General features: G+C 61.7%; 24 protein-coding genes. 16 read left to right on the top strand and 8 right to left on the bottom strand.

The features are described from left to right. Positions 1-10: 10 nt before the first annotated feature. Together fucP and FQ192_RS11555 are read left to right on the top strand one after the other, a co-directional pair. Positions 11-1,342 carry an L-fucose:H+ symporter permease gene (fucP, locus tag FQ192_RS11560; protein WP_149658745.1) on the top strand — a complete coding sequence of 444 codons (1,332 nt, stop codon included), beginning with the start codon at positions 11-13 and terminating at the stop codon, positions 1,340-1,342. Continuing rightward, positions 1,339-2,397, top strand: coding sequence for an aldose 1-epimerase family protein (locus tag FQ192_RS11555; RefSeq protein ID WP_149658744.1), 1,059 nt, complete (start codon positions 1,339-1,341; stop codon positions 2,395-2,397). Before fucP ends, FQ192_RS11555 begins: the two co-directional genes overlap by 4 nt. On the opposite strand, the gene deoR is transcribed toward FQ192_RS11555, so the two are convergent. Then, positions 2,390-3,154, bottom strand: a complete 765-nt coding sequence (gene deoR / locus FQ192_RS11550) for a DNA-binding transcriptional repressor DeoR (protein WP_149658743.1) — start codon at positions 3,152-3,154, stop codon at positions 2,390-2,392. The two genes, FQ192_RS11555 and deoR, sit on opposite strands and share 8 nt — an antisense overlap. A gap of 128 nt (positions 3,155-3,282) precedes the next feature. Here deoR and deoC point away from each other — a divergent pair, with 128 nt between their 5' ends. After that, a complete protein-coding gene (gene deoC, locus FQ192_RS11545) occupies positions 3,283-3,966 on the top strand; it encodes a deoxyribose-phosphate aldolase (protein ID WP_149658742.1) in 684 nt (227 codons plus the stop codon). Here deoC and FQ192_RS11540 read toward each other — a convergent pair. Both FQ192_RS11540 and FQ192_RS11535 read right to left on the bottom strand, forming a co-directional pair. Beyond that, entirely contained in the window at positions 3,960-4,961 is a 1,002-nt protein-coding gene (locus tag FQ192_RS11540) for an NAD(P)H-quinone oxidoreductase (RefSeq protein WP_149658741.1), read from the bottom strand. The genes deoC and FQ192_RS11540 overlap by 7 nt on opposite strands. Positions 4,962-5,020: 59 nt before the next feature. Next, positions 5,021-6,265, bottom strand: a complete 1,245-nt coding sequence (locus FQ192_RS11535) for a YbfB/YjiJ family MFS transporter (protein ID WP_149658740.1) — start codon at positions 6,263-6,265, stop codon at positions 5,021-5,023. 113 nt (positions 6,266-6,378) lie between these two features. Here FQ192_RS11535 and FQ192_RS11530 point away from each other — a divergent pair, with 113 nt between their 5' ends. Next, on the top strand, positions 6,379-7,254 hold the full coding sequence (locus FQ192_RS11530; protein ID WP_149658739.1) for a LysR family transcriptional regulator: 876 nt from the start codon (positions 6,379-6,381) through the stop codon (positions 7,252-7,254). A gap of 149 nt (positions 7,255-7,403) precedes the next feature. Here the strand turns inward: FQ192_RS11530 and FQ192_RS11525 are convergent, their stop codons facing one another. Continuing rightward, positions 7,404-8,126, bottom strand: a complete 723-nt coding sequence (locus tag FQ192_RS11525; protein ID WP_149658738.1) for a pirin family protein — start codon at positions 8,124-8,126, stop codon at positions 7,404-7,406. Between the two features lie 343 nt (positions 8,127-8,469). Between FQ192_RS11525 and FQ192_RS11520 the strand changes: the two genes are divergently transcribed. Together FQ192_RS11520 and FQ192_RS11515 are read left to right on the top strand one after the other, a co-directional pair. Further along, the gene (locus FQ192_RS11520; protein WP_149658737.1) at positions 8,470-9,420 is read left to right on the top strand and encodes a GlxA family transcriptional regulator; all 951 of its coding nucleotides are present in this window, start codon (positions 8,470-8,472) and stop codon (positions 9,418-9,420) included. A 186-nt stretch (positions 9,421-9,606) separates the two neighbouring features. Beyond that, on the top strand, positions 9,607-11,076 hold the full coding sequence (locus FQ192_RS11515; RefSeq protein WP_149658736.1) for a winged helix-turn-helix domain-containing protein: 1,470 nt from the start codon (positions 9,607-9,609) through the stop codon (positions 11,074-11,076). Here the strand turns inward: FQ192_RS11515 and FQ192_RS11510 are convergent. Next, on the bottom strand, positions 11,041-13,830 hold the full coding sequence (locus FQ192_RS11510) for a winged helix-turn-helix domain-containing protein (protein WP_149658735.1): 2,790 nt from the start codon (positions 13,828-13,830) through the stop codon (positions 11,041-11,043). The two genes, FQ192_RS11515 and FQ192_RS11510, sit on opposite strands and share 36 nt — an antisense overlap. 319 nt (positions 13,831-14,149) lie before the next feature. Here FQ192_RS11510 and FQ192_RS11505 point away from each other — a divergent pair, with 319 nt between their 5' ends. Together FQ192_RS11505 and FQ192_RS11500 are read left to right on the top strand one after the other, a co-directional pair. Further along, positions 14,150-14,725: a flavodoxin family protein gene (locus tag FQ192_RS11505; RefSeq protein WP_149658734.1), complete on the top strand. Its 576-nt coding sequence runs from the start codon at positions 14,150-14,152 to the stop codon at positions 14,723-14,725. 29 nt (positions 14,726-14,754) lie between these two features. Next, on the top strand, positions 14,755-15,579 hold the full coding sequence (locus FQ192_RS11500) for an alpha/beta fold hydrolase (RefSeq protein WP_149658733.1): 825 nt from the start codon (positions 14,755-14,757) through the stop codon (positions 15,577-15,579). Between the two features lie 74 nt (positions 15,580-15,653). Here FQ192_RS11500 and FQ192_RS11495 read toward each other — a convergent pair whose 3' ends face one another. Next, positions 15,654-16,073 carry an AraC family transcriptional regulator gene (locus FQ192_RS11495; protein WP_178129094.1) on the bottom strand — a complete coding sequence of 140 codons (420 nt, stop codon included), beginning with the start codon at positions 16,071-16,073 and terminating at the stop codon, positions 15,654-15,656. A 277-nt stretch (positions 16,074-16,350) separates the two neighbouring features. On the opposite strand from FQ192_RS11495, the gene FQ192_RS11490 reads away from it, so the two are divergent. From FQ192_RS11490 to ycaC, 8 genes are all read left to right on the top strand, one after another. After that, the gene (locus FQ192_RS11490) at positions 16,351-17,334 is read left to right on the top strand and encodes an MBL fold metallo-hydrolase (RefSeq protein WP_149658732.1); all 984 of its coding nucleotides are present in this window, start codon (positions 16,351-16,353) and stop codon (positions 17,332-17,334) included. Between the two features lie 223 nt (positions 17,335-17,557). Then, the gene (locus tag FQ192_RS11485) at positions 17,558-18,481 is read left to right on the top strand and encodes a LysR family transcriptional regulator (protein WP_123406592.1); all 924 of its coding nucleotides are present in this window, start codon (positions 17,558-17,560) and stop codon (positions 18,479-18,481) included. A 373-nt stretch (positions 18,482-18,854) separates the two neighbouring features. Further along, complete coding sequence (locus FQ192_RS11480; RefSeq protein WP_149658731.1) at positions 18,855-19,202, top strand: hypothetical protein; 348 nt, start codon at positions 18,855-18,857, stop codon at positions 19,200-19,202. Continuing rightward, positions 19,199-20,164: a hypothetical protein gene (locus FQ192_RS11475; protein WP_149658730.1), complete on the top strand. Its 966-nt coding sequence runs from the start codon at positions 19,199-19,201 to the stop codon at positions 20,162-20,164. The genes FQ192_RS11480 and FQ192_RS11475 overlap by 4 nt, the downstream gene beginning before the upstream one ends. Positions 20,165-20,460: 296 nt before the next feature. After that, a complete protein-coding gene (locus FQ192_RS11470; RefSeq protein ID WP_149658729.1) occupies positions 20,461-20,877 on the top strand; it encodes a DoxX family protein in 417 nt (138 codons plus the stop codon). Then, positions 20,870-21,481 (top strand): antibiotic biosynthesis monooxygenase, encoded by a 612-nt coding sequence (locus tag FQ192_RS11465; protein ID WP_149658728.1) that lies wholly within the window; start codon positions 20,870-20,872, stop codon positions 21,479-21,481. The genes FQ192_RS11470 and FQ192_RS11465 overlap by 8 nt, the downstream gene beginning before the upstream one ends. Continuing rightward, the gene (locus FQ192_RS11460) at positions 21,481-23,319 is read left to right on the top strand and encodes an amidohydrolase (protein ID WP_149658727.1); all 1,839 of its coding nucleotides are present in this window, start codon (positions 21,481-21,483) and stop codon (positions 23,317-23,319) included. The genes FQ192_RS11465 and FQ192_RS11460 overlap by 1 nt, the downstream gene beginning before the upstream one ends. Before the next feature lie 70 nt (positions 23,320-23,389). Continuing rightward, entirely contained in the window at positions 23,390-24,016 is a 627-nt protein-coding gene (gene ycaC / locus FQ192_RS11455; protein ID WP_123406586.1) for an isochorismate family cysteine hydrolase YcaC, read from the top strand. 195 nt (positions 24,017-24,211) lie between these two features. On the opposite strand, the gene FQ192_RS11450 is transcribed toward ycaC, so the two are convergent. Further along, positions 24,212-25,639 (bottom strand): mechanosensitive ion channel family protein, encoded by a 1,428-nt coding sequence (locus tag FQ192_RS11450; protein WP_149658726.1) that lies wholly within the window; start codon positions 25,637-25,639, stop codon positions 24,212-24,214. A 280-nt stretch (positions 25,640-25,919) separates the two neighbouring features. Beyond that, on the bottom strand, positions 25,920-26,939 hold the full coding sequence (locus tag FQ192_RS11445) for an alpha/beta hydrolase (RefSeq protein ID WP_149658725.1): 1,020 nt from the start codon (positions 26,937-26,939) through the stop codon (positions 25,920-25,922). Between the last annotated feature and the right edge of the window lie 17 nt (positions 26,940-26,956).

Below are 26,956 nucleotides of genomic sequence, written 5' to 3'. Positions count from 1 at the left end.
GAGAACAACAATGACAAAGCCTCCGCTCCAACAGACGCCCGATGGTTTCTACCTGAACCGCACGCCATGGTTCGCCTTCATCTTGCTGTGCAGCATCTTCGCGCTGTGGGCGGCGGCCGCGAGCATGAACGACGTGCTCATCGCGCATTTCAAGAAAGCTTTCCTGCTCAGCGATTTCCAGACTGCCTTCGTGCAGTCGGCGTTTTACCTGGGCTACTTCTTCGTGGCGATCCCGGCGGCGTTGGTGGTTCGGCGCTTCAGCTACAAGACCACCATCCTCATCGGCCTGATGCTGTACATGTTGGGCTGCCTGTTGTTCTTCCCGGCAGCATCGACGGCCAAGTACGGCATGTTCCTGCTGGCGCTGTTCGTGATCGCGGCGGGGCTGTCGTTCCTCGAAACCGCGTGCAACACCTATTCAACGCTGATGGGCCCACGGGAAACCGGCACCCGGCGCCTGAACATCTCCCAGACCTTCCACCCGTTCGGCGCCATGGCTGGGGTGTATGTCGGCAGTTTCGTGATGTTCAAGGACACCGACGCCACCCGCGAGCAGCTCACGCAAATGAGCGCCTCGGACGCGGCGGTGCAGCAGCTGCAAATGATCCAGTCCACCTTGCTGCCGTACAAATGGATGATCGCGGTGCTGGTGCTGATGTTCATCCTGATCGCCATCACCCGTTTTCCGGCGTGTAAAGGCGTGCAGACCGCCAGCAAGAAAACCGCCAGCCTCGGCCAGAGCCTGTCGCGGCTGTGGGGCAACAAGCGTTTCACCTTCGGTGTGTTGGCGCAGTTTCTCTACGTCGGCGCGCAAGTCGGGGTGTGGAGCTTCACCATTCGCCTGGCCATGCAATTGGGCGGGATGAACGAGCGCAGCGCCTCGTGGTTTTTGCTGACGACCTTCGCCGCGTACTTCATCGGCAAACTGATCGCCAACGTGCTGATGCGCAAACTGCACCCGGCCAAGGTGCTGGCGGTGTATGGCGTGCTGTGCATTGTGTTGCTGGCTTACACGATTCTGGTGCCGAACATCACCGCGGTGTATGCAGCGGTCGGCGTGAGCGTGTTCCTCGGCCCGTGCTGGCCGACCATTTATGGCCTGACCATCGATGGCCTCGGTGAAGACACCGGCGTCGGCGGTTCGCTGCTGGTGATGAGCATTGTCGGTGGCGGGGTGATTCCGATCTTCCAGGGCCTGCTCTCCGATTACAGCGGCGGCAACATGCAACTGGCCTACAGCGTACCGTTGCTGTGCTTCATCGTGATCGTCGCCTACGCCGTGCGTTGTCTGCGTCATTCCACCAGCGAACGGGCACCGGTGGGTGCGGCGGTGACCTCATGAGCACGCGGATCAATCTCTATCCGGCGCTGTTTGGCGAGGCGCCAAAGGTACTGTTGAAATCAGAGCGTTTCACCGTCAGCGCCAGCATCTATCCCAGCGGTGTATTGGCGCTGGAACTGACCAACAGCCGTGGAAAACTGGTGGTGCTGCCGTATCAGGGCCAGATGATTTGGGATGCGGTGTTCGACGGCTGCGACCTGACCATGAGCAACCTGTTCAGCCAGCCCAAACCGAGCCCGACGGTAATTGGCACCTACGGCTGTTTCATGTTCCACAGCGGCCTGCTGCGCAACGGTTGTCCGACGCCTGAGGACGACCATCCGCTGCACGGCGAAATGCCCTGTGCGGCAATGGATCGCGCCTGGTTGGACGTCGGTGAAGACAGCGCCGGCCCCTTCCTGCGATTGGGCGGCGAATACGAATATGCGCAGGGGTTTGGCGACCGCTACCTCGCCAGCCCGAGTGTCACTTTGCGTGCTGATTCAGGTCTGTTCGATATCGCGATGACCGTGACCAACCTGGCCGGCAAACCCATGGACCTGATGTACATGGCCCACATGAATTACGCCTACGTCGAAGGCGCACGGTTTATCGAGCCGTTGGGATTTGACAAGGTGCGCCTGCGCAGCAGCGTGCCGGCCCACGTCAAGCCGACACCGGCCTGGAGCCGCTACATGGAGCAGTTGGCCTTGGAGCCGGAGCAGTTCCGCTGCCTGGATCAGCCGGAGCTTTACGACCCGGAGATCGTATTTTTCTTCGACGGCGTAAAGGCCGATGCCAACGGCGATGCACATTTCCTGCTGAGCCACCCGGACGGCGCCGCGTTCTACACCCGTTATCGGCCCGACCAGTTCGACCACGCTGCACGCTGGATCCTGCACAACGCCGATCAGCAAGTGGCGGCGTTTATCTTGCCCGCCACTTGCGAACCGGAAGGCTATCGCGCCGAATCCGCCAAGGGCCATGTGCGCGCCTTGGCGTCGGGGGAGACGGCGGCGTTCAAGGTCACCACCGGTTATCTGAATCAGGCCGAGCAACAAGCCTTGATCAGATAATCAACTGTGCGCCGCTGGCCTCGATGGCATCGCGGTAAGCCTTGGGGATTTTCTTGTCGCTGACCACGTACTGGAAATCCTCAAGGGCGGCGAAATGCGCGGTGCGCACGGTGTCGAACTTGCTGTGGTCGGCCAGCAACAAGCGTTGTTGCGCCTGGCGCAGGACCTTCTGCTTGACCTCCACTTCATTGAAATTGAAGCAGGTCACGCCGAAGTCCTGGCTGACCCCGGCGGCGGAGACGAAGGCCCAGGTCAGGCGCACGCTGTCGAGGATGCCAAATTCGGTCTGGTTCTCGAACACCTGGTTCTTGCGGTGGAACGTGCCACCGCACACCACGATGTGGCAGTTGGGCTTTTGCGAGAGTTTGAGCAGCACGTTCAGGGAGTTGCACACGGCGGTGAATTCGAGCTCATCAGGGATGAAGTCCACCACGAATGGCGTGGTGGTGCCGCAATCGAAAAACACCGTGTCGCCGGGCTGGATAAACCGTGCGGCGAGTTTGCCGATGCGGCGTTTTTCCTCGACGTGGCGGGTGTCCTGTTCTGCCACGCGGTAATCGCCCGGTTCGTTGCCGTCGTGGATTTTGGTGATGTAGCCGCCGAGCAGGCGCAAGTGGTCGGTGTACTTGGTCAGGTCGCGGCGCAGGGTCATCTCCGACACGTCCAGCAACGCGGCCATTTCGCGCAGGTGAATGGCGCTCTGGTCTTGCAGGGCTTGTTGAATCAGCTTGAGACGCTCGGCTTTTTTACTGTCCACAGGCATTCCGGGGTTGATTGTTGATGTTATTTAAGTAACATTAATTGTGAGTTTTGTAACGTTTTTGCGCAAATGATCCTCGATTGTGGCGCAGGGGCATTTGAATATACAAACAGGAGTTTTTTGCGATGGCCCATCTCCCACCCCAGGCACTGGCGCAGTACATCGATCACACCTTGCTGGCGCCGGACGCCAGCCGCGAACAAATCACTACCCTGTGCCGAGAGGCCGCAGAGCATGGTTTCTATTCGGTGTGCGTGAATTCCGGGCAAGTGCCTCTTGCCGCGCAGAGCCTGGCAGGCCACAACGTTAAGGTCTGCGCGGTGATCGGCTTCCCGCTGGGCGCCGGTTTGAGTGATACCAAGGCCTTCGAAGCCGAGCGGGCGATTGCCGCCGGCGCTGGCGAGATCGACATGGTGTTGAACATCGGCTGGCTGAAGGACGGCTTGTTCGCCGAGGTGCAGGACGACATTGCCCAGGTCAAACAGACCTGCGGCAGTGTGCCGTTGAAAGTGATCCTGGAAACTTGCCTGCTCACCGACGCCGAGAAAGTGAAGGCCTGCGAAATCTGTCGCGAGCTGAACGTCGCGTTCGTCAAGACCTCCACCGGTTTCAGCCGCAGCGGCGCCACCGTCGAAGATGTCGCGCTGATGCGCCGCACCGTGGGCGCGGACATCGGCGTCAAGGCTTCGGGCGGTGTACGCGACTACCCGACTGCACTGGCGATGATCGAGGCCGGCGCCACCCGTCTGGGCAGCAGCTCCGGCATCGCGATCATCGGTGGCGCGCAGTCGGCGGGCGAGGGTTACTGATCCATTTTCAAAACGATCTTGCCGATGTGATCGCCGGCCTCCATCCGCGCATGGGCTTGCGAGGCGTCGGTGAACGGGTAGACCTTGTCGATCATCGGCAGGCAACGCCCGGCCGACAGCACCGGCCAAACGTATTCATACAGGCCCTGGGCGATGGCGGCTTTTTCTTCCTGGGTGCGTGAGCGCAGCAGGGAGCCGGTGATGATCGCGCGCTTGGCCATGATCGCCAGCAGGTCGACACCGTCGGCATGGGCGCCGCCGAGGAAGCCGAGCATCACCAGCCGACCTTCCATGGCCAGGGCTGCCACGTTGCTGTTGAAGTACGAGCCGCCCATGATGTCGAGGATTACATTCACCCCTTTGCCGGCGGTTTTTTCGGCGATGACCTGGGCGAAATCCTGATCGCGGTAGTTGATCGCCTTGGCCCCCAGCTTACGGATCACGTCGCACTTTTCCTCGCTGCCGGCGGTGGCGAATGCCTCGACACCGAACTCGCGGCAGAGCATCAACGCCGTGGTGCCGATGCCGCTGGTGCCGCCGTGGATCAACGCGCGTTGGCCTTTGCTGGCGCCGCCCATTTCAAACAGGTTGGCCCAGACCGTGAAGAAGGTTTCCGGGATGGCGGCGGCTTGAATCCAGTCCATGTCATCGGGAATCGGCAGGGTCTGGCTGGCCGGGGCGACGCAATACTGCGCGTAGCCGCCGCCGTTGGTCAGGGCGCAGACCTTGTCGCCCAACACAAACTCACTGACCCCTTTGCCGATGGCGACCACTTCACCCGCCACTTCCAGGCCGGGAATCGGGCTCATGCCGGGTTTCATCGGGTACTTGCCGGCGCGCTGGATCACGTCGGGGCGATTGACCCCGGCGGCGTGGACGCGGATCAGCACTTCACCGGCGGCGACCGTGGGCATCGGCACGTCTTTCGGTTGCAGGACCTCAGGGCCACCGGGTTGGGTGATTTCGATGAGGGTCATGGTTTGGGGCAGGGTCATTTTTGGGTTCCTGTTGGGGAAGGTGGTTATCAGGTGGGACCGTGAGTTGTGGTCGAAGATCAAAAGATCGCAGCCTCGTTGCTCTCGGCAGCGCCTACAGGGGGAGGGCTGCGATCTTTGATCCTGGCGGTTAACCGCATCGCCAATTCCAAAACCAATGCCACCACAATGGCCCCGCAGGCAATGACAAACAACAACGCGTGATGCCCGCCACTGGCGTTGAAAATCGCCGAATAGGCAAACCCGGTCAGGGCCTGGAACGTGGCAAACGACACCGTGGCGCGGCTCCAGGCGATTTGCTGTTGATGATGGTTGGGCACCAGTTCATGCACCCGAGCCAGCGCCAGCGGCACGATGCCCGGCGGGAATGAACCGAGGATCACCGCCAGAAGCGCCAAGCCCAGGAATGAGCTGGAAGCTGCCAGCAAAGCAAGGGCAATCGCCTGCACCACCAGCACAATCCGAATGCTCAACCGTGCGCCGAGTTTGTCGGCGAGAAAACCATAGCTCACCGGCCCGACAATCGCCCCCAGGCCATACATGACCCAGATCAGCGCACCTACATGCGCCCCGGCGCCGAGGCCGCGAGCGACGAAGTCCACCAGGAACACCATCGCCGGCACCAGCCCGGCCGCCATGAAAGCGTACTGGGCGAACAACAGGTAAAGGGCTGGCGGGGTTGGTGACTTCACGCTGTCGCTGTTCACCGGTGCCGCGTGTTGCGGTGCGGTGGTCGGCCAGCCAAACCAGCTCGCGGCGGTCAGCACCAGGGCCAGCAAACCCAGGCCGAACCAGGTGTTCTGCAAACCCAGGCTCAACAGCGGCGGCACAATCGTCCCCGAACCGGCAATGCCCAGACCGATGCCGAGAAAAATCGCACCGCTGGCCAAGCCCCGACGGGACACCGGCACATGGGGCAGCACGGTCGCCGCCACCAACACCATGATCGCGCCACCGGCCACCCCAGACAGCAAGCGCCAACCGAAGAACCAGCTCACCGACAACGCAAAGCCACAGGCAAAAAACGACAGCGTCACCGCGAGCATCATCAGGCGCAGGGCGCTACTGTTGCCCACGCGGCGCGCCAGTGGATGACCGATCAGCGCGCCGATCAGGTAACCGACGAGGTTGGCGGCACCGAGGTACACCACGTCATTGGCGGAAAACCATTGCGCCTGGATCAACGCTGGAATCAGCGGCGTGTAGGCAAAACGCGCCAGGCCAATGCTGACCAGGCTGGCGCAGAGGCCGGCGAAGATCGGCAGCCAGATCGCGCTGGGGCGGGTGGTTGATGTGCTGTGCATGAGAGTGGTCCTGTGAGGTTATCTCTGGCCTTCAGCCTATCGAGGTTTATTGATGCAGTAATGCAGCGATTTCGCGCTACAGTGATGCGTATATGCAGCGGCAGGAGAACGCTATGAATTGGGATGATGCGCGGGTGTTTCTGGCGGTGTGCCGCGAATCGACATTGCGCGGCGCGGCGCGGGTGCTGGGGGTCGATCAGGCCACGGTCGGGCGGCGGGTCACGGCGCTGGAGAAGTCCCTGAGCGCGACGTTGTTCCTGCGGACCTCCGAAGGTTATGCGCTGACGGCGGTGGGCGAAGCGGCGTTGCAGGCCGTGGAAAAAATGGAGGTGTCGGCGTTGGAGTTGCAGCGGCAAATCCAGGGTTTGGATGACCGGCTGACCGGGACCGTCCGCGTCAGTACCACCGATTCATTGGCGATCGATTTCCTGATCCCGGCGATTGCCCGGTTGCACGACAAACACCCGGATGTACGGGTGCAACTGGACGCGTCCACGCAAATGATCAGCCTGGCCAAGCGCGAAGCCGACATCGCGGTGCGCAACGCCCGGCCGGACAACCCGGACCTGATCGCCCGACGCATCGCCCGTTGGCCGGTGGGGCTGTTTGCCTCCCAAGGCTATGTGGACGCCCATGGCGTGCCCGAGCCGGGTTCGGCGTTTGAAGGGCATGATCTGGTGGTGTACCAGCCGTATCTGGCGGGCAACAAAGAAATGACTCTGGTGTCGGAACCGCTGACCCGTGGGCGGATTGTTTCAAGTCTGGGGTCTGGGTTGCTGGTGCGTCGATCCATCGCAGCAGGGATCGGGGTGGGCGAGATTCCGGTGTACATGGGCGAGCGGGATGGGCTGGTGCGGTTATGGCCGGAGCGCACGCGCCCGGTGCCCTATGACGTGTGGCTGGTGACCCATGCGGATCTGCGGCATACGGCGCGGGTGAGGGCGGTGATTGATGAAATCGTCGCCGGGTTTTCCGGCACGGGTGATTAATCGTTGGCAAACACAAAACCTGTGGCGAGAGGGCTTGCCCCCGTTGGGTCGCGAAGCGGCCCCAAGAAGGGGACTGCTGCGCAGTCCAACGGGGGCAAGCCCCCTCGCCACAGGTGTTGTAGTCGCCGCGACTTTACCTCATCTGAGGATCATGGCATTTGCGGCAGTTCCTGCGGCCGCAAGTCAAACACCAACACTTCGGCATCCACGCCATTGCTCAAGCTCAACAGCTGCTCATCCCGAACCCGCACGCCATCGCCTTCCTGCAGTTGCATGCCATTGAGTTCAACGCTGCCGCGCGCCACATGCACATAAGCGTAACGATTGGCCGCCAGTTCCAGCGTCGCGCTTTCCTTGCCGTCGAACAGCCCGGCATACACCCGCGCATCCTGACGCACCGTCAGCGAACCCTTGGCCCCGTCCGGGGAGATGATCAGTTGCAGGCGCCCACGTTTTTTCTGGGTGCTGAAGTGCTCTTGCTGATAACGCGGTTTGGCGCCGCTGACCTGAGGCACGATCCAGATTTGCAGGAAGTGCACGCCACGGGTGGCCGAGTGGTTGTACTCGCTGTGCGCCACGCCGCTGCCGGCGCTCATCAATTGCACATCGCCAGGGCGGATCACCGAACCGGTGCCCAGGGTGTCCTTGTGTTCCAGCGCGCCTTCGAGCACATAGGAGAAGATCTCCATGTCCCGGTGCGGGTGCTGGCCAAAGCCTTTGCCCGCCGCCACGCGGTCATCGTTGATCACCAACAGGTCGGAAAAACCCTGCTCTTTCGGGTTGCGATAGTTGGCGAAGGAAAAGGTGTGGAACGACTTCAACCAACCGTGATTGACCGCGCCGCGATCCGAGGCTTTGCGAAGGGTCAGCATGATGAAATCTCCTGTCAGGACGTGAATTCGTCCGAGTGAGGAGAAGGTTAATAGTTACTGGCTGGCGCAATAAGTAGATGAAAATTGAAATACTGTCCCTCTCAGGTTGACAGTTTTGTGGGGCCGTTCACGTAATCTCCCCCGACACAACCGCCACACTTGGCCATAATGCCAACCACACAACCGCGTAGGAGCAAAGCTTGCTCGCGAAGGCGGCCTGACATTCACCAATGATGTTGGCTATCAAACCGCCTTCGCGAGCAAGCTTCGCTCCTACAGGGGAAGGCGGTGTTAACAGGTAGCGGGAATATTCTCTTTTTATGACTTCGATGATGTTGAACCCATGAAAACCGTGGCAATGGTGCTGTTCCCCAACTTTCTGCTGCTCGACATGGCCGGGCCGATGGAGGTGTTTTCCATCGCCAACCGTTATCTGCCACCGGACGATCACTACGTGCTGTCGACCATCGGCACCGAGCACGGTCCGTTGCGCGCATCCAACGGCGTCAACGTCCAGGCCGACGTACACATCGATCAGGCCAGCGAACGCTATGACCTGTTGCTGATCCCCGGTGGCCCCGGCGCCTATAACGAAAAACCCCAACCCTTGCTGGCCTGGTTGCCGGGGGCCGTGGCCCGCGCCGGGCGTTATGGCTCGATCTGTACCGGGGCCTTCATGCTCGGGCATGCCGGGTTGCTCGACGGTTTCCGTGTGACCACCCACTGGCACTACACCGAACGCCTGATCAAGGGCTTTCCGAAGGCAAAGGTCGAGACCGATCAGATCTACGTCGAGGACCGCAACCTGATCACCTCCGGCGGCGTCACCGCCGGCATCGACCTGGCATTAGCGGTCGTCGCCCAGGACCATGGCAAAAAAGTTGCCCAGGACGTGGCCAAGGTGTTGCTGGTGGTGATGAAACGCCAGGGCGGGCAGGCGCAGTTCAGTCCGTTGATGGCCACCGTCGCACCTCACGAAACGCCGATCACCCGCGTGCAGAACTACGTGCTTGAACACCTCGATGAAGCCTTCAGCATCGAACGCATGGCGAGCCTGGCGAACATGAGTTCACGCCACTTCGCCCGGCTGTTTGCCCGGGAAGTGAACATGACACCCATGGAATTCCTGCAAAGCGCGCGCATCGACCACGCCCGGCAACTGCTGGAAACCAGCGAAGCGCCGCTCAAGACCGTGGCCTATAAAAGCGGCTTCGGCAGCGTGCGTCATATGCGCTTTCTATTCAGCGAGAAACTCGGATTGACCCCCGCGCAGTACCGCGAACAGTTCAGCTAGAGCTGTTGTGTCCGTTCTGCGCACCGCGATGTCCGTAACGCTCCCTGTGCAGTCGTTGTACGTTCATCGAGGCCTGCCAAGATACCGGTGAACTCTTTGCGATGGAGATGCAGGAGCCTGGTTGGACGTGTGCGATGGACCTTTCAGTACCTTGAGCCCAACCCGGTCTTCAGCACGTAAACGTGCATGAACAGCCTTACAGATCTAAACAGCGATGCGGTGCTGCGATTCGGCCCCTACGCGTTCCACTTGAGCCAACGGCTGATCCTGGAAGGGGATCGGCCGCTGCGCATGGGCGGGCGGGCGCTGGACATTTTGCAGGTGCTGGTCGAGCGTGCCGGGCAGGTGGTCAGCAAGGACGAATTGATCGCCCGGGTCTGGCCGACGTCGGTGGTCGAAGAGATCAACCTGCGGGTGCACATTGCGGCTTTGCGTCGTGCGCTGGGCGATGGCCAGAACGGCCAGCGCTACATCGTCAACATTCCCCAGCGCGGCTACAGTTTCATCGCCCCGGTGCTGCGGGCGCTGGAAGGTACGCTGGTGTTCAGCGACAGCGTGCACCCACCCCTGCACAACCTGCCGGCGCGGCTGACGCCGGTTACCGGTCGAGACTCGATCGTCGGTAGCGTCGTGCGCCAGTTGCCGGTGCGCCGCTTCATGACGCTGGTCGGCCCGGCCGGTGTCGGCAAGACCACCGTGGCGTTGCGCGTCGGCGAGTTGCTGTTGCAGCACTATCGCGATGGGGTCTGGTTGATTGACCTGACGCGCATTGACGACCCGGCGCAGGTGGTCGATCACCTGACGCATACCCTGGCCTTCGACACAGGTTTGAGCTCCCGGCATGCCTTGCTGGTGCTCGATAACTGCGAGCACCTACTCGAACGTTGTCGCACGCTGGTCGAGGACTTGCTGGCCACGGCGCCACGTCTGTCGATCCTCGTCACCAGCCGCGAACCCCTGCAAGCCCTGGACGAAACCGTGTTGCGCCTGCCACCCCTGACCGTGCCGCCGGCGTCGGCGTTGTACAGCGTGGCTGAGGCAATGGGCTATTCGGCGGTGCAACTGTTTGTCAGCCGCGCCCGCGCCCGGCAGCAGGGTTTCACCTTGCGCGAACAAGATCTCAAAGCCGTGCGCGACATCTGCCGCCGACTCGACGGGTTGCCGCTAGCCATCGAACTGGCCGCTGCACAAATCGACGCCTTGGCGCTGGTGGGCCTGCAAGCGCAACTGGACAACTGCTTCCAGTTGCTGACCCAGGGCCGGCGCACCGCCGTGCCGCGCCACCAGACTCTCAAGGCTGCGCTGGACTGGAGCTATGAGCGCCTGAGCCCGCTGGAGCAAAGGGTGTTGCAGCATCTGGCGGTGTTCAAAATGGCTTTCACCCTCGACGCGGCGATTGGCGTGATCAGTTGTGCGGTGTTGCCGCCCATGCACCTGTTGGCCATGGTCGAACAACTGGCGCGCAAATCGCTGCTGGCGGTCGAGGAGGTCAACGGCACACCGCGTTATCGCTTCCTCAACACCACACGCACCTATGCCCTGGAGAAACTCGAAAACAGTGGCCACCTGCACGCGCTGGAACTCAGTCATGCGCACTACAACAGCCGGGCGCGCTGGATCTCAGGGGCGCAATTGCCCGTCGAGCTCATCGAGTAGGCGCCGGACTTTCGTCAGGTCTGGCGTGGCAAAACCCTCAGTGAACCGCCCATAGATCGGCGCCAGCAGCTCATAGGCTCGCCGGCAATGCCCCTGACGCTGCCAAAGCTGCGCCAGCGACGTCGCGCTGCGCAGCTCCCAGGCCAGCGCGCCTTGATCCTTCGCCACCGCCAAGGCTTTGAGCAGCACGGCCTCGGCCTCGTCCGGGCGCTTTTCGCTGAGCAGCGCATCGCCTCGGGCCCGAAAAATCTCTGCCGTGCTCCAACCCGCCGCGCCACTTTCCGCCCGCGCCAGCAGGGCCTCATCCGCAACGCCTGCGTTGAGCGTCAGCATGATCTCTTTGACCAACCCGGCATTCGGCTGCGCGGGCAGCGGCCCCTCGACACCTTCGATCACCTGCGCGTATTGCCGCGCCCAGTTGTAAAACAGCAGCACCGAATGCTTCTGCGCCTGCTCCAGCAACAGACGCAGGAGGTCGCGGGCGGTAACGCTGTCGCCGTTGTACTGGGCGATCACGCACCCGGCCAGCGCCAGGGTGTAGCAGATCGACGTGCCGTGGTTGATCTGCAGCGCAATGTCCAGCGCCTGGCGCGCGGTACGCCAGGCTTGTTCCGGGTGGCCTTGCAGCCAGAGGATGCGCGCCAGAATGGTCAGGGCGGCGACGCTCTGGTCGTACTGCACGCCAAAACCGTGGGTGAAGCGGTTGAGGTGGCCGCTCTGGGTCATGCGCTGGATGACCTGCTCGGCGTTGTCCCGCGCCCGTGGCTGATCCCCGGAAAAGTGCTGGGCCAGCACCTGCAAACGGTGGGTGCTGAGCGACAACAGCGGGTCGCCCTGTACACCCAATTGATCGAACTGGCGGCTTTGCTCCAGGGCCATCTGGTAGTTGCCGCAACACAGATTGACCGCCATGTGCCCGGACACCGCCCGCAACTGACCGGCTACATCGTTGCAGCGTTCGGCCAGGGTCCGGGCGCTGACGAAGGCGTCGACGGTTTCGGCGGTGCCGCCCTGGGCGTGGTAGCAGGAACTGCCCAGGGCAAGCTTGAGGGCGATGGTCAGGTGAGGGCAGGGCTCGGCGGCGGCTTCGAGCAAGGCCAGGGCCCGGCGCACGTAAACGCCGTGTTCCTTGAGCAGCGACAGTTCCTGCCACAGCGGCATCGACGTGGCGGTCAGACGGATCGCCAGCGCCTGCGGCCCGTTCGCGTGCAAGCCCCATTCGAGGGTGACGCGAATGTCTTCCAGGCTTCGGGCGTAACGCTCGATCCACAGGTGCGTTGGGGTTTTCTCCCAGTCGTCCTGGGCCTGGTCCATCAAAGCCAGGCAGCGCTTGGCATGCCGTTGCCGGGTGTCCGGCAGTTCGCCGGCCAGATGCAGTTTTTCCAGGGCGTAGCTGCGGGTGGTGTCGAGCAGGCGATAGAACACCTCTTCGTCGCCGACCTCCACGTTCAGCAAGGACTTGGCCACCAGTTGGGTGATCGAGGCAAACACTACGTCAGGCTCGATGTGCTCACCGATGATCACCGCCGCCGCAGACTCCAGGGTGAAACTGTCCCTGAAAATCCCCAGGCGGCGCAGGCAGGTTTGCTCGCAGGCACTGAGCAGTTCGAAGCTCCAGTCCAGCGTTGCGCGCAAGGTCTGGTGTCGGCCCAACGTGGCCTGACTGCCTTGGGTCAGCAGGCGAAAACTGCCTTGCAGTTGCGTGTGCAAACCACTGATGCCGAGGTGGGCGACTTGCGCCGCCGCCAGTTCGATGGCCAGCGGAATGCCGTCCAGACGCTGGCAAATCTCAATCGCCAGGGGCAGTTCCGCATCGCTCAATTCGAAACTGTCGTGGCTGGCCATCGCGCGCTCGACGAACAATTGCAGCGCAGAAAAACTCAGGGCCTGGGCGCGATCCAGCACCGCGATCGGCGGCGGGCAGTCGAGGGATTCCAGACGCTGCACGTACTCACCTTCGGCCCGCAGGCTCTCGCGACTGGTGGCCAGGATATGCACCTGCGGCGCACTGCGCAGAATGCTTTCACAGAGCAGCGCAATCGCATCGATCAGGTGTTCACAGTTATCTATCACCAGCAGCATCTGCCGCTCGCGCAGGCAGGTCGCCAGATCGCGCATCGGCTCGCCGTCGTGCAGGGCCAGGTTCAGCAGCGTGGCCAGGTGCGCGGTGATCATCGCCGGGTCAGTCAGCGGGGCGAGGTCCAGCAGGCGAATGCCGTCGCGGTAGTGTCCGATCAGTTGCTCGGCCACCCGCAGGGCCACGGTGGTCTTGCCGATACCGCCGGGGCCGACCAGGGTAATGAATCGCTGGCGAGCCAGGTGCGTGACCACACTGTCCACCAGCGGCTGACGGCCGATCAGGCGGGTGCGGCGCACCGGCAGGTTGTGCCGTTGTGGTTCGAGCGCATCGGGAGTTTGCGCGATGGACTCCAGGGAAAACGGCGCGACAAAACTGTAACCCCGCTGGGCCACGGTGACGATGTAGCGCTGCCCCGCCTGGCCGTCCCCCAGCGCCTTGCGCAGCGCCGCCATGTGCACGCGCAAATTGATGTCTTCGACCACGCTTTTGGGCCAGACCCGGGCGATCAATTGTTGCTTGCTGACCACGTTCCCGGCGTGTTCCAGCAGGATCAACAGAATGTCCATGGCACGCCGACCCAGGCGCAGGGGCTGGTCGCCTTCCAGGATCAGACGTTGTCCGGGATAGATCCGGTAAGGGCCGAACTGCACGGCCTGTTCGGGGGAAAGGGTCAACGGGTCACTCCTGCTTGCATCCGTCTAGTACGCGGTTTCCGAGCATATTCCTCAGGATTGTCCGGCAGTGCAATGAGGGTTCTACTGACTGTCAGGTGTTCGCTGTGACTGACGCGTTGCCGCTGTCGGTGCGCGCTGCGTATTTATTGGGCGCGAGTGTGACAAACAGGGCGGCGCCGCGCCGGGTACGGCGGTGAAAATTAACAACGTTTAACTCGTCGCAAGTCACGTCTACGCCCAAAACTCTAGCGCTTCAAGTCCAACGAAGACCTTCGTCTTCGCGTTGTAAAAGGAATGGACACTTCTGGAGGATGCCGGCATGAGCGATGTGGTGGTGGTCTATCACAGTGGCTACGGGCACACCCGGGTCATGGCCGAAGCCGTGGCCCTGGGCGTGGAACGGCACGTGGGCAGCACCTGCCGGCTGATTTCGGTGGAGGACGTGAACACCCAATGGGAGCGTCTGCACCGGGCCGACGCGATCATCTTCGGCGCCCCGACCTACATGGGCAGCGCCTCGGCGTCCTTCAAGCACTTCATGGAAGCCACCTCGGCGTTTTACCTGGCCCAGCCGTGGCGCGACAAGCTCGCCGCCGGGTTCACCAATTCCGGGTGCCTGTGTGGCGACAAGCTCAACACCTTGCTGCAGATGGCGGTGTTCGCCGCCCAGCATTCGATGATCTGGGTCGGCCTCGACTTGTTGCCCGCACGCAGCAGCACCGGCCTGTTCGACGGGCAACTCAATCGCCTCGGCAGCTCCCTCGGCGCCATGGCCCAGTCGAATGTCGAGCAATCCCCCGACGACGCGCCACCGCCCGAAGATCGCAGCACCGCCGCGCACCTGGGCGAGCGAGTCGCACGCCTGGCCGAGCGCCTGCATCACTCACCGCTTTGATCCATCTACCCAAAAAAGGAGCACGCCACATGAGCACATTCACTACCCGCGACGGCACCGAGATCTACTACAAGGACTGGGGCACCGGTCAGCCCGTCGTCTTCAGCCACGGCTGGCCGCTGAACGCCGACAGCTGGGAAGCGCAGATGATCTTCCTGGCGTCCAAGGGTTATCGGGTCATCGCCCATGATCGCCGGGGTCATGGCCGTTCGAGCCAGCCGTGGGACGGCAATGACATGGACCACTACGCGGACGACCTGGCGCAACTGATCGAGTTGCTGGACCTGAAGGATGCGGTGCTGTTCGGCTTCTCCACCGGCGGTGGCGAAGTGGCGCGTTACATCGGCCGCCACGGCACGGGCCGGGTCGCAAAAGCGGGGCTGATTTCCTCGGTGCCACCGCTGATGCTCAAGACCGAAGCCAACCCTGGCGGCCTGCCGCTTGAGGTGTTTGACGGGATTCGCCAGGCCTCATTGGTCGACCGCTCGCAGCTGTACAAAGACCTCGCCGCCGGCCCGTTCTTCGGCTTCAACAAACCGGACGCCAAGCCTTCCCAGGGCATGATCGACTGGTTCTGGCTGCAGGGCATGAGTTCCGGCCACAAGAACGCCTACGACTGCATCAAGGCGTTCTCGGAAACCGACTTCACCGAGGATTTGAAGAAGTTCGACGTGCCGACCCTGGTGGTGCATGGGGATGCGGATCAGGTGGTGCCGATTGAAGCGGCGGGGATTGCTTCGGCGCGGTTGGTGAAGGGCTCGACGCTGAAGGTGTATCCGGGCGCGCCCCATGGTCTGACCGATACCCATAAGGATCAGCTCAACGAAGATCTGCTGGCGTTCCTCAAAGCCTGATTTCGGGCTCTTGCAGGAGCATGGCTTGCCCGCGATGGCGTTCCTGAGGTCGCCATCGCGAGCAAGCTTTGCTTCTACAAAAAAGCGTTGAAGGCAGGGCCGCGCACCACCTTGCACCGCCACGCAAACGGGTTGATCCCTTCGCTGCGGGTGAAGATGTGGCAAAAATGCGCTTGATCGCAAAATCCGCATTCCAGACTAATCTGCGTCAGGGTCAGGTCGGTGTCGCGAATCAATTGCTTGGCTTTGGCGATGCGCTGGCAACGAATCCAGTCCTGTGGTGACAACCCCGTGCTGCACTTGAACGCGCGGGAAAAATGACTGCGCGACAACGCGCAGGCATTCGCCAGTTCGGTCACTTCCAGGCTGTCGCTCAGGCGTTCGAGGATCAGTTGCTTGACCAGGTTTTCGCGCCAGGGAGCGAGGCCGCCGGTGCTGGTTTTTTGCGGCGACGTGGCGGACGCCCTGACGGCGTAATGCTGAACATGGGCCATGACAAAGTTCCGTGTCGGTGGGAATGCGCGGGCGCACTGCACGGTGGATCAGCACCTTCCCTTTTGCAGAAAGCAGGTGTGTGCAGTGGGCTTCATTCTTGGCCGCGGGGCGTTGGCAGGCGAGTTAAACGTTGTTAATTCCTTGCCCGGTTTTTTGCGAGAACCGCGCTAACTCAGCACATCGCTGCAAGTGCGCGGGGGGTGGGGCGGTGCAAGATGGGTGACGTATGGCGGGCCTCGGCGGGCCGCTTTCTTTGGCGACATCAAAGGTGAAGGCATGAAGCATTCTGTGGTTGGCACACTGGGCCTGGCGGTTGCGCTGGCGTCCGGGATTTCGATGGCGGCGGCTCCGGCGCAGGTCGGCACCCAGGCGCCCGGCTACTTTCGCTTGGCGGTGGGGGATTACGAAGTGACGGCGTTGTTCGACGGCTACAACGACCTGTCGCCGAAACTGCTCAAGGGCCTGACCCAGAGTCAGATCCGCGCACTGTTGGCCCGTCGCTCGATTGAAACGCCGGGGGTGCAAACCGCGTTCAATGCGTTTCTGGTCAACACCGGCAAGCAACTGATCCTGGTGGACACCGGGGCAGGGCAGTGCATCGGCGCCACCGCCGGCATGCTCTCGGACAACATGAAAGCCGCCGGTTATCAGCCGGATCAGGTCGACGCCATCCTGCTGACCCACCTGCACCTGGACCATGTGTGCGGTCTGGTCGACGCCCAGCAAAAACCGGTCTTCGCCAACGCCACCGTTTATGCCGCCAAGGCCGAAGCCGCGTACTGGCTCGACCCGCAAGCCCTCGCCAAGGCCCCTGAAGGCGCCAAGCCGTACTTCAAAATCGCCCAGGATTCGACCGCTCCATACGTCGCGGCGGGCCGCTTCAAGACCTTCGACGCCGGCCAGTCACCGGTGCCGGGTGTCGAAGCCACGCTGGAAGCCGGGCACACACCGGGCAGCACCACGTATCGCTTCACCTCCCAGGGCCAGAGCATTCTGTTCATGGGCGATCTGGTGCATAACCTGGCGGTGCAATTCCTGCATCCTGAAGTGTCGATCGGTTTTGACGTCAACAGCCAGCAGGCGATCAAGAGCCGCAACCAGGTCTTTACCGACGCCGCCACCAGCAAGACCTGGGTCACGGCCGCACACTTGCCGTTCCCGGGCATCGGTCATATCGCCGCCGAGGGCAAGCATTTTGAATGGGTGCCGGTGGAATACGGTCCGTATAAACGAGCGGCGAAAGTGCCGTTGATCGAGTAGAGTTTCAGCGCTGCGCTTAATGTCAGGGGTAATACAAAACCGGTGGCGAGGGAGCTTGCTCCCGCTGGGCTGCGAAGCGGCCCCCAAATCTTTATCGCGATGCGGATTTTGTGAGTGCTGCGCATCAAGCGGGAGCAAGCTCCCTCGCCACAGGCAAGCCCCCTCGCCACAGGGGTTTGCATTGGCCACTTAGCTTCGGTGTAACCACAAGGAAAACATGCTGATGAACCGTAACGATCTGCGCCGCGTCGACATGAACCTGCTGGTGATTTTCGAAGCCCTGATGTTCGAAAAGAACCTGACCCGGGTCGCTGAAAAACTGTTCATGGGCCAACCGGCGGTGAGTGCCGCGCTGGGGCGTTTGCGCGATCTGTTCGACGACCCGTTGCTGCTGCGCAACGGCCGCGGCATGGAGCCGACGGCGCGGGCGCTGGCGATTCTCAAGGAGCTGCAACCGGCGATGGACGTCATCTCCGGCGCGGTCAGCCGGGCCAAGGAATTCGAACCGGCCAGCAGCTGCGACGTGTTTCGCATCGGGCTGTCGGACGACGCCGAATTCGGTCTGTTTCCACCGTTGTTGAGCCAGTTGCGAGAAGAGGCGCCGGGCATCATCGTCGTGGTGCGCCGAGCCAATTACCTGCTGATGCCGGCGTTGCTGGCGTCGGGGGAAATCTCCGTGGGCGTGAGCTACACCACTGATCTGCCGGCCAATGCCAAGCGCAAGAAACTGCGGGACATTCCCTGCAAAGTCCTGCGCGGCGACAAACGGCCCGGCCCGCTGACGCTGGACGAATACTGCGAACGGCCCCATGCGATGGTGTCGTTCTCTGGTGACCTGAGCGGCAACATCGATCTCGATCTGGCCAAAATCGGCCGCAGTCGCCGCGTGGTCCTGGGGGTGCCGCAATTCAGCGGCTTGCGCGCACTGCTCGCCGGCACCGAAATGATCGCCACCGTCCCGGACTACGCCGCGTGTGCCCTGGTCGAAGGCTGCGCACTGCGCGCCGAAGACCCACCGTTTGAAATCGAGGCGGCACAGTTATCGATGGCCTGGAGCGGCGTGCACGACAACGACCCGGCCGAGAAATGGCTGCGCTCACGCATCAGCCAGTTCATGTCCGAACCCCTCAACATCCCGACCCCGTAACCGTACCCCCGCAGACCTGATCGTTCCCACGCTCCCGCGTGGGAATGCCTCCACAGACGCTCCGCGTTCGGCGCTGGATGGGACGCGGAGCGTCCCGGGCTGCATTCCCACGCGGAGCGTGGGAACGATCAAACGAGATCCCCTGTAGGAGCGAAGCTTGCTCGCGAAGACGGAGTGTCAGTCGCCATCAATATTGACTGACCCACCGCTTTCGCGAGCAAGCCCGCTACCGCTGCATTCGTCGTCGCGTTACACACGACCGTCCGTCCAGAAAAGCCGTCAACCTGTAATTTTTGACAGTAGCCACCTGCCCACATCGGGGGTTTGATAGTCCCCCAGTTCCACATGTTTCATCCTTTCGAAGGAGCAGAGCATGCACCACCCAATGCACATACACACTCACGTCGGCCCGCTTCGGCTGTTCCCCGTCATTATTCAAGGCTGGGTTTCACCGGTTCAGCCGGCAGGTCTGGCGGATGGCGGCATCTCCAAAAAGCTTTATCACGATGATCCGCGCGGCTTGATGTGCCTGATCGATCCGCTGACCACGCTAGGGTCCATTGTGTTGGCCGTCGATGACCGGGTGGATTTGCACCTCGGCAATCGGCCAATGCCGGTGGATGGCCACACTATCCAGCCGGGCGAGGAAAATATTCGGATGCGGCTGTATGTCCCCCAGGGCTTGCTGCGTGGGGGGTCAACGAGATTTATTACAGGGTGACCCGCCCTAGTGGCAATCCAGAGACCTCGGACATTTTGAGAGTTCTGTATCACGCGTTTGGTCCCGGCGAACGTGATCCGAGGGCCAGGCTGGACATACCCGCCGATGTGCTGGCCAACGGAGTGGATGCCGAGCGGGCGGCGCAAGGAGTGACGTTCGGCTTCAACTACTCCGACACGCGACCCTATGACACGATCTACTTGACCGCAGAAGCGACAGATGCACCGGTGCGCCTGGTGGCGCCTGGCGAAGCACTGCCGACTGAGACACATTTCAGCGATTTTTTCAGGCAGGTGGGTGATCGCCCAAGAACGCCGTTTTCTTATACCGTCTTCGACCAACTCGGTAATTTCTGGGAGTCTGACATTGCTTATATCGATGTCCATCTCAACCGTGCTGGACTGGTGATAGATACATCGCCACTTAACCTGACCGGTATCACGCTCTCGATCAAAGGTTCGGGGCTGCCCTGGTCGCGCCTTCCTTACCAACCGGCCGACAGTTCCGGATGGCGCCCGGCCTCGGGGGGCGTACCGCCTTACACCTATCGCATCTCCAATGAGGAGATCGCAACGGTGAACAACAACGGGGAAGTGATCAGTGAGGGCAATGGCACGGCCGTGGTCACGGTGCGCGACAGCATCGGGCAGGAGAAATCATTTACGGTAAATACGGCGAATGTGACCAAGATCTTGTACAACCCGACGCCTCAGTTGCCTGCTCAGGTGGATCAATGGGTTCGCAACGCGTGGGGGAGTTACATGGACGATGAAAGTACTGCGCAATTTCAGTTTTTAAGATTGATGTTTGGAGCAGCGTCTATCGATGCTGTCTATTTTAATGGTCATGATTATCCGGCTCAAAACGCTGCGGGCTTATTGTTGTTTTCTACCTTTAACAGGTGGGATATCGGTACTACTTATCGCGGCAACTTTTATCCAGGCATTTGCTGGAAGCGCTAAATATTTAAAACCCTGCCTAAGTTCCGGTCTTAACCTACGTCAACACAGGAATGTGCAGGACTTGAAATATTTGTGCCAATGAAGATCTCTGAAGAAGCGAAGACGGAGTGTCAGTCGCCATCAATATTGACTGACATACCGCTTTCGCGAGCAAGCTTTGCTCCTACAAGGATCGGTGTTTGAGCCTGCGCGCAAAAAGAGCACGTACATCCAATTTTCAAAAACCTGACCCCGGCACTATCAGACCAAGTGCCGGCGAAGCCATGCCGGTGATTTCTCAAGGGGGGGCACAGGCCATGAACGCATCGGCATGGGATGAACGGGCTCGGGACTGGGGGTTGCTGTTTCTGCGGGTCAGTGGCGGCTTGTTTCTGTTGTGGGTGCATGGTCTGCCCAAGTTGCTGGACTACAGCGCGCAACTCCAACAGATCGAAGACCCGTTTCACCTCGGCGCCAATCTCACCCTGATCCTGGCGATTTTCGCCGAAGTGTTGTGCCCGCTGCTGATCGTCGCCGGGGTGCTGGTGCGGTTGGCGTGTTTGCCTATTCTGTTTCTGCTGCTGGTGGCGTTGGTGGTCGTGCATCCGCAATGGAGCCTGTTTGAAGGGCAGTTCGGCTGGCTGCTGATGATTGTGTTCACCAGCATCCTTATCGCCGGGCCGGGACGGCTGGCGCTCAATGATCGATTCGCCGGAGTTCTACGTTATGCCTGACGCCAACCACGCCGCCGCCGCAAAACCGGGTTTCGATGAGATCGTGACCCTGATCATCAAGCACCGGGTCAAGGCCGGTTTCGAGGTGCCCTACGAAGCCTGGTTGCGCAATATCGTGACGATTGCCGGGCAGCAGGAAGGGCACCTTGGCGTGGACGTGATGCGCGGCAAAAACGCGGGCCTCGACATGTACACCTGCGTGCTGCGTTTTTGCTCCACCGAGGCGATGCAACACTGGCTCGATTCGCCGCAACGCCTTGAGCTGGTCAACCAGGCCACGCCAATGCTGGCCGACGGCGACCAGACCGAAGTCAACCCGGTCAACGAATTCTGGTTCGCGCCCACGGTCGATGCCGCGTCGCCACCGCCGCCGCGCTGGAAGCAGGCGGTGGTCACGTTGCTGGTGATTCTGCCGCACACCTTGCTGGTGCCGATGCTCTGGGGGCCGCTGCTCAAGCTGCACCCGATTCTGTCCAATTACGTGGTCGCCACGTTCCTGATCACCGTGACCATCGTGGTGTCGGTGGTGTACCTGTTCATGCCCAGGGCGACCCGATTGTTCGCGCCTTGGTTGTCCCATTCCACACAGCCTAAGGAAACGTGATGAACGCCGATCTGATTCTATTCAATGGCCAATTCCATACCGTTGACCGCGAAAACCCGCTGGCCAGCGCCGTGGCGATCAAGGACGGGCGCTTTGTCGCGGTCGGCACCGACGCCGAGGCCATGGCCTTGCGCGGCTCGGGCACCCAAGTCATCGACCTCAAGGGCCGCTGCGTCATCCCCGGCCTCAACGACTCGCACTTGCACCTGATCCGTGGCGGTCTGAACTACAACCTCGAACTGCGTTGGGAAGGCGTGCCGTCGCTGGTTGATGCGTTGCGCATGCTCAAGGACCAGGCCGACCGCACACCCACCCCGCAATGGGTGCGCGTCGTCGGTGGCTGGAACGAATTCCAGTTCGCCGAAAAACGCATGCCGACCCTGGAAGAACTCAACCAGGCCGCGCCGGACACCCCGGTGTTCGTGCTGCACCTGTATGACCGCGCCTTGCTCAACCGCGCCGCCCTGCGTGTTGCCGGTTACACCCGCGATACCCCGAACCCACCGGGTGGCGAAATCGTCCGCGATTCGAACGGCAACCCGACCGGCATGCTGGTGGCGCGTCCCAACGCGATGATTCTTTACTCGACCCTGGCCAAGGGGCCGAAGTTGCCGCTGGAATATCAGGTCAATTCGACCCGCCAGTTCATGCGCGAACTCAATCGCCTGGGCCTGACCAGCGCCATCGATGCCGGCGGCGGTTTCCAGAATTACCCGGACGATTACCAAGTGATCGAGCAGTTGGCCAAGGACCAGCAACTGACCATCCGCATTGCCTACAACCTGTTTACGCAGAAGCCGAAAGAAGAACTCAGCGACTTCAAGAACTGGACGTCGAGCGTGACCCTGCACCAGGGCGACGACTACCTGCGGCACAACGGCGCCGGCGAGATGCTGGTGTTCTCGGCGGCGGATTTCGAGGACTTCCTCGAACCACGCCCGGACTTGCCACAAACCATGGAAGCCGAGTTGGAACCGGTGGTGCGCCACTTGGTGGAACAGCGCTGGCCGTTCCGTCTGCACGCCACGTACAACGAATCCATCAGCCGCATGCTCGACGTGTTCGAGAAGGTCAATCGCGACATCCCGTTCAACGGTTTGCCGTGGTTTTTCGACCACGCCGAAACCATCACCCCGCAGAACATCGAGCGGGTGAGGGCGCTGGGCGGTGGCATTGCGATTCAGGACCGCATGGCGTTCCAGGGCGAGTATTTCGTCGAGCGCTACGGCGCCAAAGCCGCCGAAGCCACGCCGCCGATCAAACGCATGTTGGCCGAGGGCGTACCGGTCGGCGCCGGCACCGATGCCACGCGGGTGTCCAGCTACAATCCTTGGACCTCGCTGTACTGGATGGTCAGCGGCCGCACCGTGGGCGGTCTGGAGTTGCACGCCGAAGGCCTGTCGCGGCTGACCGCGCTGGAACTGTTCACCCATGGCAGCGCCTGGTTCTCCTCCGAACAGGGCAAGAAAGGCCAGATCAAGGTCGGGCAACTGGCGGACGTCGCGGCCCTGAGCGCTGACTTCTTCAGCGTGGACGAGGAAGCGATCAAGTGGATCGAGTCCGTGTTGACCGTGGTCGGCGGCAAAGTGGTGTACGCCGCCGGTGACTTCGAAAAACTCGGGCCGGCCAGCGTACCGGTGTTGCCGGACTGGTCGCCGGTGGTGAAAGTCCCGGGCCACTGGCGGCCGACCTCGCCGATGCAGGCCCAGGTTCACCATTGCAGCGGGCCGTGTGGCGTGCACGCCCACAGCCACGAAAAGGCGCGTCTGTCGAATGCGCCAGTCAGCGATTTCGCCGGCTTCTGGGGCGCCTTTGGCTGCTCGTGTTTTGCTTTCTAAATGCACATAAAAAAGCGCCGGCCCAACGTGCCGGCGCCCACAGCACCATCCCACTACCGAGGAGTTTCACATGAGCAACGTTCCGTACAAACGCCTGAACAAAGACGACGCCGTTGTACTGTTGGTTGACCACCAGACCGGCCTGATCTCGCTGGTGCAGGATTTCTCGCCCAACGAATTCAAGAACAACGTGCTGGCCCTCGCGGACCTGGCCAAGTTCTTCAAACTGCCGACCATCCTCACCACCAGCTTCGAAAGCGGCCCGAACGGCCCGATGGTGCCGGAGTTGAAAGAACTGTTCCCGGACGCGCCGTACATTCCGCGCCCCGGCCAGATCAACGCCTGGGACAACGAAGACTTCGTCAAAGCCGTCAAAGCGACTGGCCGCAAGCAGTTGATCATTGCCGGTGTGGTGACGGACGTCTGCGTGACGTTCCCAACCTTGTCGGCCCTGGCTGAAGGTTTTGAAGTGTTCGTGGTCACCGATGCGTCCGGCACCTTCAACGAAACCGTGCAACAAGCCGCCTGGGCGCGCATGACGGCGGCCGGTGCACAACTGGTCAACTGGTTCTCGGTAGCCTGCGAGCTGCAAGGCGACTGGCGCAACGACATGGAAGGCCTGGCGAACCTGCTGTCGCCGCGTATCCCGAACTATCGCAACTTGATGAACAGCTATTCGGCGTTGACTGCCAAATAAGCCACACCGTAAAAAATGCCCGCCATTGCGCGGGCATTTTCTTGCTTACGGTTTAAGGCGAGCGCGGTCTCTGTGGCGAGGGGGCTTGCCCCCGTTAGCGTGCGCAGCACTCTCCATTGCGGGGACCGCTTCGCGCTCCAACGGGGGCAAGCCCCCTCGCCACAAAAGCCACTCCACCCACAAAAGCGGGGTGGATCAGCGGTTTTGCAGCCACCCCAGAAATCCTCCCTTCTTGACCGGCACCGGCACGGCCATCAACGCCAACCGACTGTTCTGCTGGCGCACCGTCTGCAATTTATTCAACGCCCGTCCAACCTCACCCCGTTGCGCCATGCAATCGCGAGTCAGGGATTTGTCGATCCGGTAAATGATGCACGAAGTCAACGCCGTGAAGCTGGCCTGGGACGGTGTGTCCGTGAGGATGCTCTGTTCACCCATGACTTCGCTCGGCCCCATGCGCCCGGCTTCGGTGTGCCCGGTTCCATCGGGTACGGTGGCGCTGACCACACCGGTGGCAATGACGAACAGGCTGTCCGGCACTTCATTGAGTTCAAGCACCACCTGACCCGCCGCGTACTGCTGCGGCACCATCGCCTGGGCCAGTCGATCGCGTTCATCCTCGCTCAGTGAGCGGAAGATTTTCACTTCATCCAGCAACGCCCTGGCCCGGGTTGAAGGTTCGATGACGCCATCGAGCTGCCGGGAAATACCCGCCGCTTCCAGGTGCCGATGGGCCAGGTCGAACAGTTGATTGCGCACCTCAGCCTTCTTGCCCAACTCGGCGATAAAACCGCTGGCCACGTACTCGGACATGGTTTCGCCAGCCTCTTTCAACACCGCTTTCGGCGCCGGATTCAGCAACAGCGTGCTGCTGCCCTGAAGCGTGCGATCCAGCGCATCCAGCACCCGACGCGGGCGAATATGGTTGGGCACCTGGATGCTGATCGACACCCCGTGCATGTTGTTCGGCCAGCTCAGGTTGACGATCTTCGCCTTGGCCGCCACCGAATTCGGCACCACCGCCGTGGTTCCGGCGCTGGTAAGCAGATGCGTGGCGCGCCAGTCGATGTCCAGCACCTTGCCCTCCACCCCGTCGATCACCACAAAATCGTCCACCTGATACGGCTTGGTGGTGTTCAACACTATCCCGGAAAACACATCGCTCAAGGTGCTTTGCAGCGCCAGGCCGACCACGATCGCCACCACCCCGGAGGTCGCCAGCAGGCCTTTGACCGGCAGTTCCAGCACATAACCCGCCGCCGCGACGATGGCCACCAGAAACACCAGTGCGCCAATGACATCCTGCAACAACCGCCCGCTGTGACCGATGCGGCGCATCAGCACCAGGCCGATCACCTCGGTCAGCACCCGCGCGGCGTACAGCCACCAGACGATCCCCAACGCCGTGGCCCCGAGTTGCGCCACGCGGTCATCGGCAAAGATCGGCGCCTGCAACGGGCTGACGCCGGCGTTGATGATCACCGCGCTGAAGATCAGGAACAGCCCAAGGCGCAGGCCGATGCGGGTGACACGGTGCTGCAGTGGCGAGAGGTGCCAGAGCAGGGCGTCGATCACCAGCAACAGGGCACTCCAGGACAGGGGATGGTCGTAGATGAGGGACATGGGAGAACTCCGGACGACGGGTTGGGGCGGTTTTGTGCCGAGTGATAACTGTGGCGAGGGGGCTTGCTTGTGGCGAGTCTGCTTTTGTGGCGAGGGAGCTTGCTTGTGGCGAGGGAGCTTGCTCCCGCTGGGCTGCGCAGCAGACCCCAAATCTTCACGGTCAGCACCCATTTTTGGGAGTGCTTCGCCCTCCAGCGGGAGCAAGCTCCCTCGCCACAAAAGCAGATTCGCCACACATTGCAGACTCGCCACACATTGCAGTGTGGCGAGTCAGGACAACTCAGTTCAAATGCGTCTTCAATTCCAACGCCGCCTGCCGCACCGCTGCTTTCACTTCCGGAATCTGGCTCAGCGGGTTCAACAGCCCGAAGTCATGAATCATCCCGTTGTAGCGCACCGCCGTCACTGGCACACCGGCCGCATCCAGGTGACGGGCATAGGCCTCGCCTTCATCACGCAACACGTCGAACTCGGCGGTTTGCACCAGCGCAGCAGGCAAGCCTTTGAGCTGTTCGGCGCTGGCCTGCAGCGGCGAGGCGTGGATCTGTGCGCGCTGGCCGGCGTCCTGGGTGTAGTTGTCCCAGAACCAATTCATCATGCCCTTGGTCAGGAAATGCCCTTCGGCAAATTGCTGGTACGAGCCGCTATCAAACTGCGCATTGGTCACCGGCCACATCAGCACCTGGAAGCGCAGCGCCGGGGTTTTCTGTTCCTTGGCCATCAACGCCACGACCGCCGCCATGTTGCCGCCGACGCTGTTGCCGGCCACCGCCAGGCGCTTGCCGTCGACTCCGATGTCCTTGCCATGCTCAGCCACCCAACGGGTCGCGGCGTAAGCCTGGTTGATCGCGGTCGGGTACTGCGCTTCCGGGGATGGCGTGTAATCGACATACACCGCCACCGCGCCGGAGCCCACCACCAGATCATGGATCAGGCGTTGGTGAGTCGGGTAATCGCCCAACACCCAGCCGCCACCGTGGAAGAACATGAACACCGGCAACTCACCCTTGACCTTGGCCGGGCGGACGATCTTCAGGTTGATGGTTTGCTCGCCGACCTTGATCGCGCGCTCGCTGACGTCCACACCCGACAAGTCCACTTTTACCGAGTTCTGCGCACCGGTCAGCACCGCCCGGGCGTCTTTGGGGCTCAGTTGTTCAAGGGGTTTGCCACCGCCAGCGGCGAGGGCTTCGAGGAAGGCCTGGGTGGTGTGTTCAACGCCAGGGCTGCCAGCGGCGAAAGCGTTGCCAACGGCGAGGGCGAGGAGGGAAGCGGTCAGGGTCTTTTTGACGAGGTTCATGGCGTAAATCCTTTTTA

It is taken from the genome of Pseudomonas sp. ANT_J12 (genome assembly GCF_008370045.1).
Lineage (GTDB): Bacteria > Pseudomonadota > Gammaproteobacteria > Pseudomonadales > Pseudomonadaceae > Aquipseudomonas.
This window is presented reverse-complemented; position numbering and strand designations above follow the sequence as displayed.

Bases quoted from the DNA above. Each gene is read 5' to 3' on its own strand.
- FQ192_RS11555 (WP_149658744.1), top strand. From the start codon at position 1,339: ATGAGCACGCGGATCAATCTCTATCCGGCGCTGTTTGGCGAGGCGCCA.
- fucP (WP_149658745.1), top strand. From the start codon at position 11: ATGACAAAGCCTCCGCTCCAACAGACGCCCGATGGTTTCTACCTGAAC.
- FQ192_RS11540 (WP_149658741.1), bottom strand. From the start codon at position 4,961: ATGACCCTGCCCCAAACCATGACCCTCATCGAAATCACCCAACCCGGT.
- FQ192_RS11480 (WP_149658731.1), top strand. From the start codon at position 18,855: ATGCACCACCCAATGCACATACACACTCACGTCGGCCCGCTTCGGCTG.
- FQ192_RS11495 (WP_178129094.1), bottom strand. From the start codon at position 16,073: ATGGCCCATGTTCAGCATTACGCCGTCAGGGCGTCCGCCACGTCGCCG.
- FQ192_RS11530 (WP_149658739.1), top strand. From the start codon at position 6,379: ATGAATTGGGATGATGCGCGGGTGTTTCTGGCGGTGTGCCGCGAATCG.
- FQ192_RS11490 (WP_149658732.1), top strand. From the start codon at position 16,351: ATGAAGCATTCTGTGGTTGGCACACTGGGCCTGGCGGTTGCGCTGGCG.
- FQ192_RS11470 (WP_149658729.1), top strand. From the start codon at position 20,461: ATGAACGCATCGGCATGGGATGAACGGGCTCGGGACTGGGGGTTGCTG.
- ycaC (WP_123406586.1), top strand. From the start codon at position 23,390: ATGAGCAACGTTCCGTACAAACGCCTGAACAAAGACGACGCCGTTGTA.
- FQ192_RS11535 (WP_149658740.1), bottom strand. From the start codon at position 6,265: ATGCACAGCACATCAACCACCCGCCCCAGCGCGATCTGGCTGCCGATC.
- FQ192_RS11520 (WP_149658737.1), top strand. From the start codon at position 8,470: ATGAAAACCGTGGCAATGGTGCTGTTCCCCAACTTTCTGCTGCTCGAC.
- deoC (WP_149658742.1), top strand. From the start codon at position 3,283: ATGGCCCATCTCCCACCCCAGGCACTGGCGCAGTACATCGATCACACC.
- FQ192_RS11450 (WP_149658726.1), bottom strand. From the start codon at position 25,639: ATGTCCCTCATCTACGACCATCCCCTGTCCTGGAGTGCCCTGTTGCTG.
- FQ192_RS11465 (WP_149658728.1), top strand. From the start codon at position 20,870: ATGCCTGACGCCAACCACGCCGCCGCCGCAAAACCGGGTTTCGATGAG.
- FQ192_RS11505 (WP_149658734.1), top strand. From the start codon at position 14,150: ATGAGCGATGTGGTGGTGGTCTATCACAGTGGCTACGGGCACACCCGG.
- FQ192_RS11485 (WP_123406592.1), top strand. From the start codon at position 17,558: ATGAACCGTAACGATCTGCGCCGCGTCGACATGAACCTGCTGGTGATT.
- FQ192_RS11445 (WP_149658725.1), bottom strand. From the start codon at position 26,939: ATGAACCTCGTCAAAAAGACCCTGACCGCTTCCCTCCTCGCCCTCGCC.
- FQ192_RS11460 (WP_149658727.1), top strand. From the start codon at position 21,481: ATGAACGCCGATCTGATTCTATTCAATGGCCAATTCCATACCGTTGAC.
- FQ192_RS11515 (WP_149658736.1), top strand. From the start codon at position 9,607: ATGAACAGCCTTACAGATCTAAACAGCGATGCGGTGCTGCGATTCGGC.
- FQ192_RS11500 (WP_149658733.1), top strand. From the start codon at position 14,755: ATGAGCACATTCACTACCCGCGACGGCACCGAGATCTACTACAAGGAC.
- FQ192_RS11525 (WP_149658738.1), bottom strand. From the start codon at position 8,126: ATGCTGACCCTTCGCAAAGCCTCGGATCGCGGCGCGGTCAATCACGGT.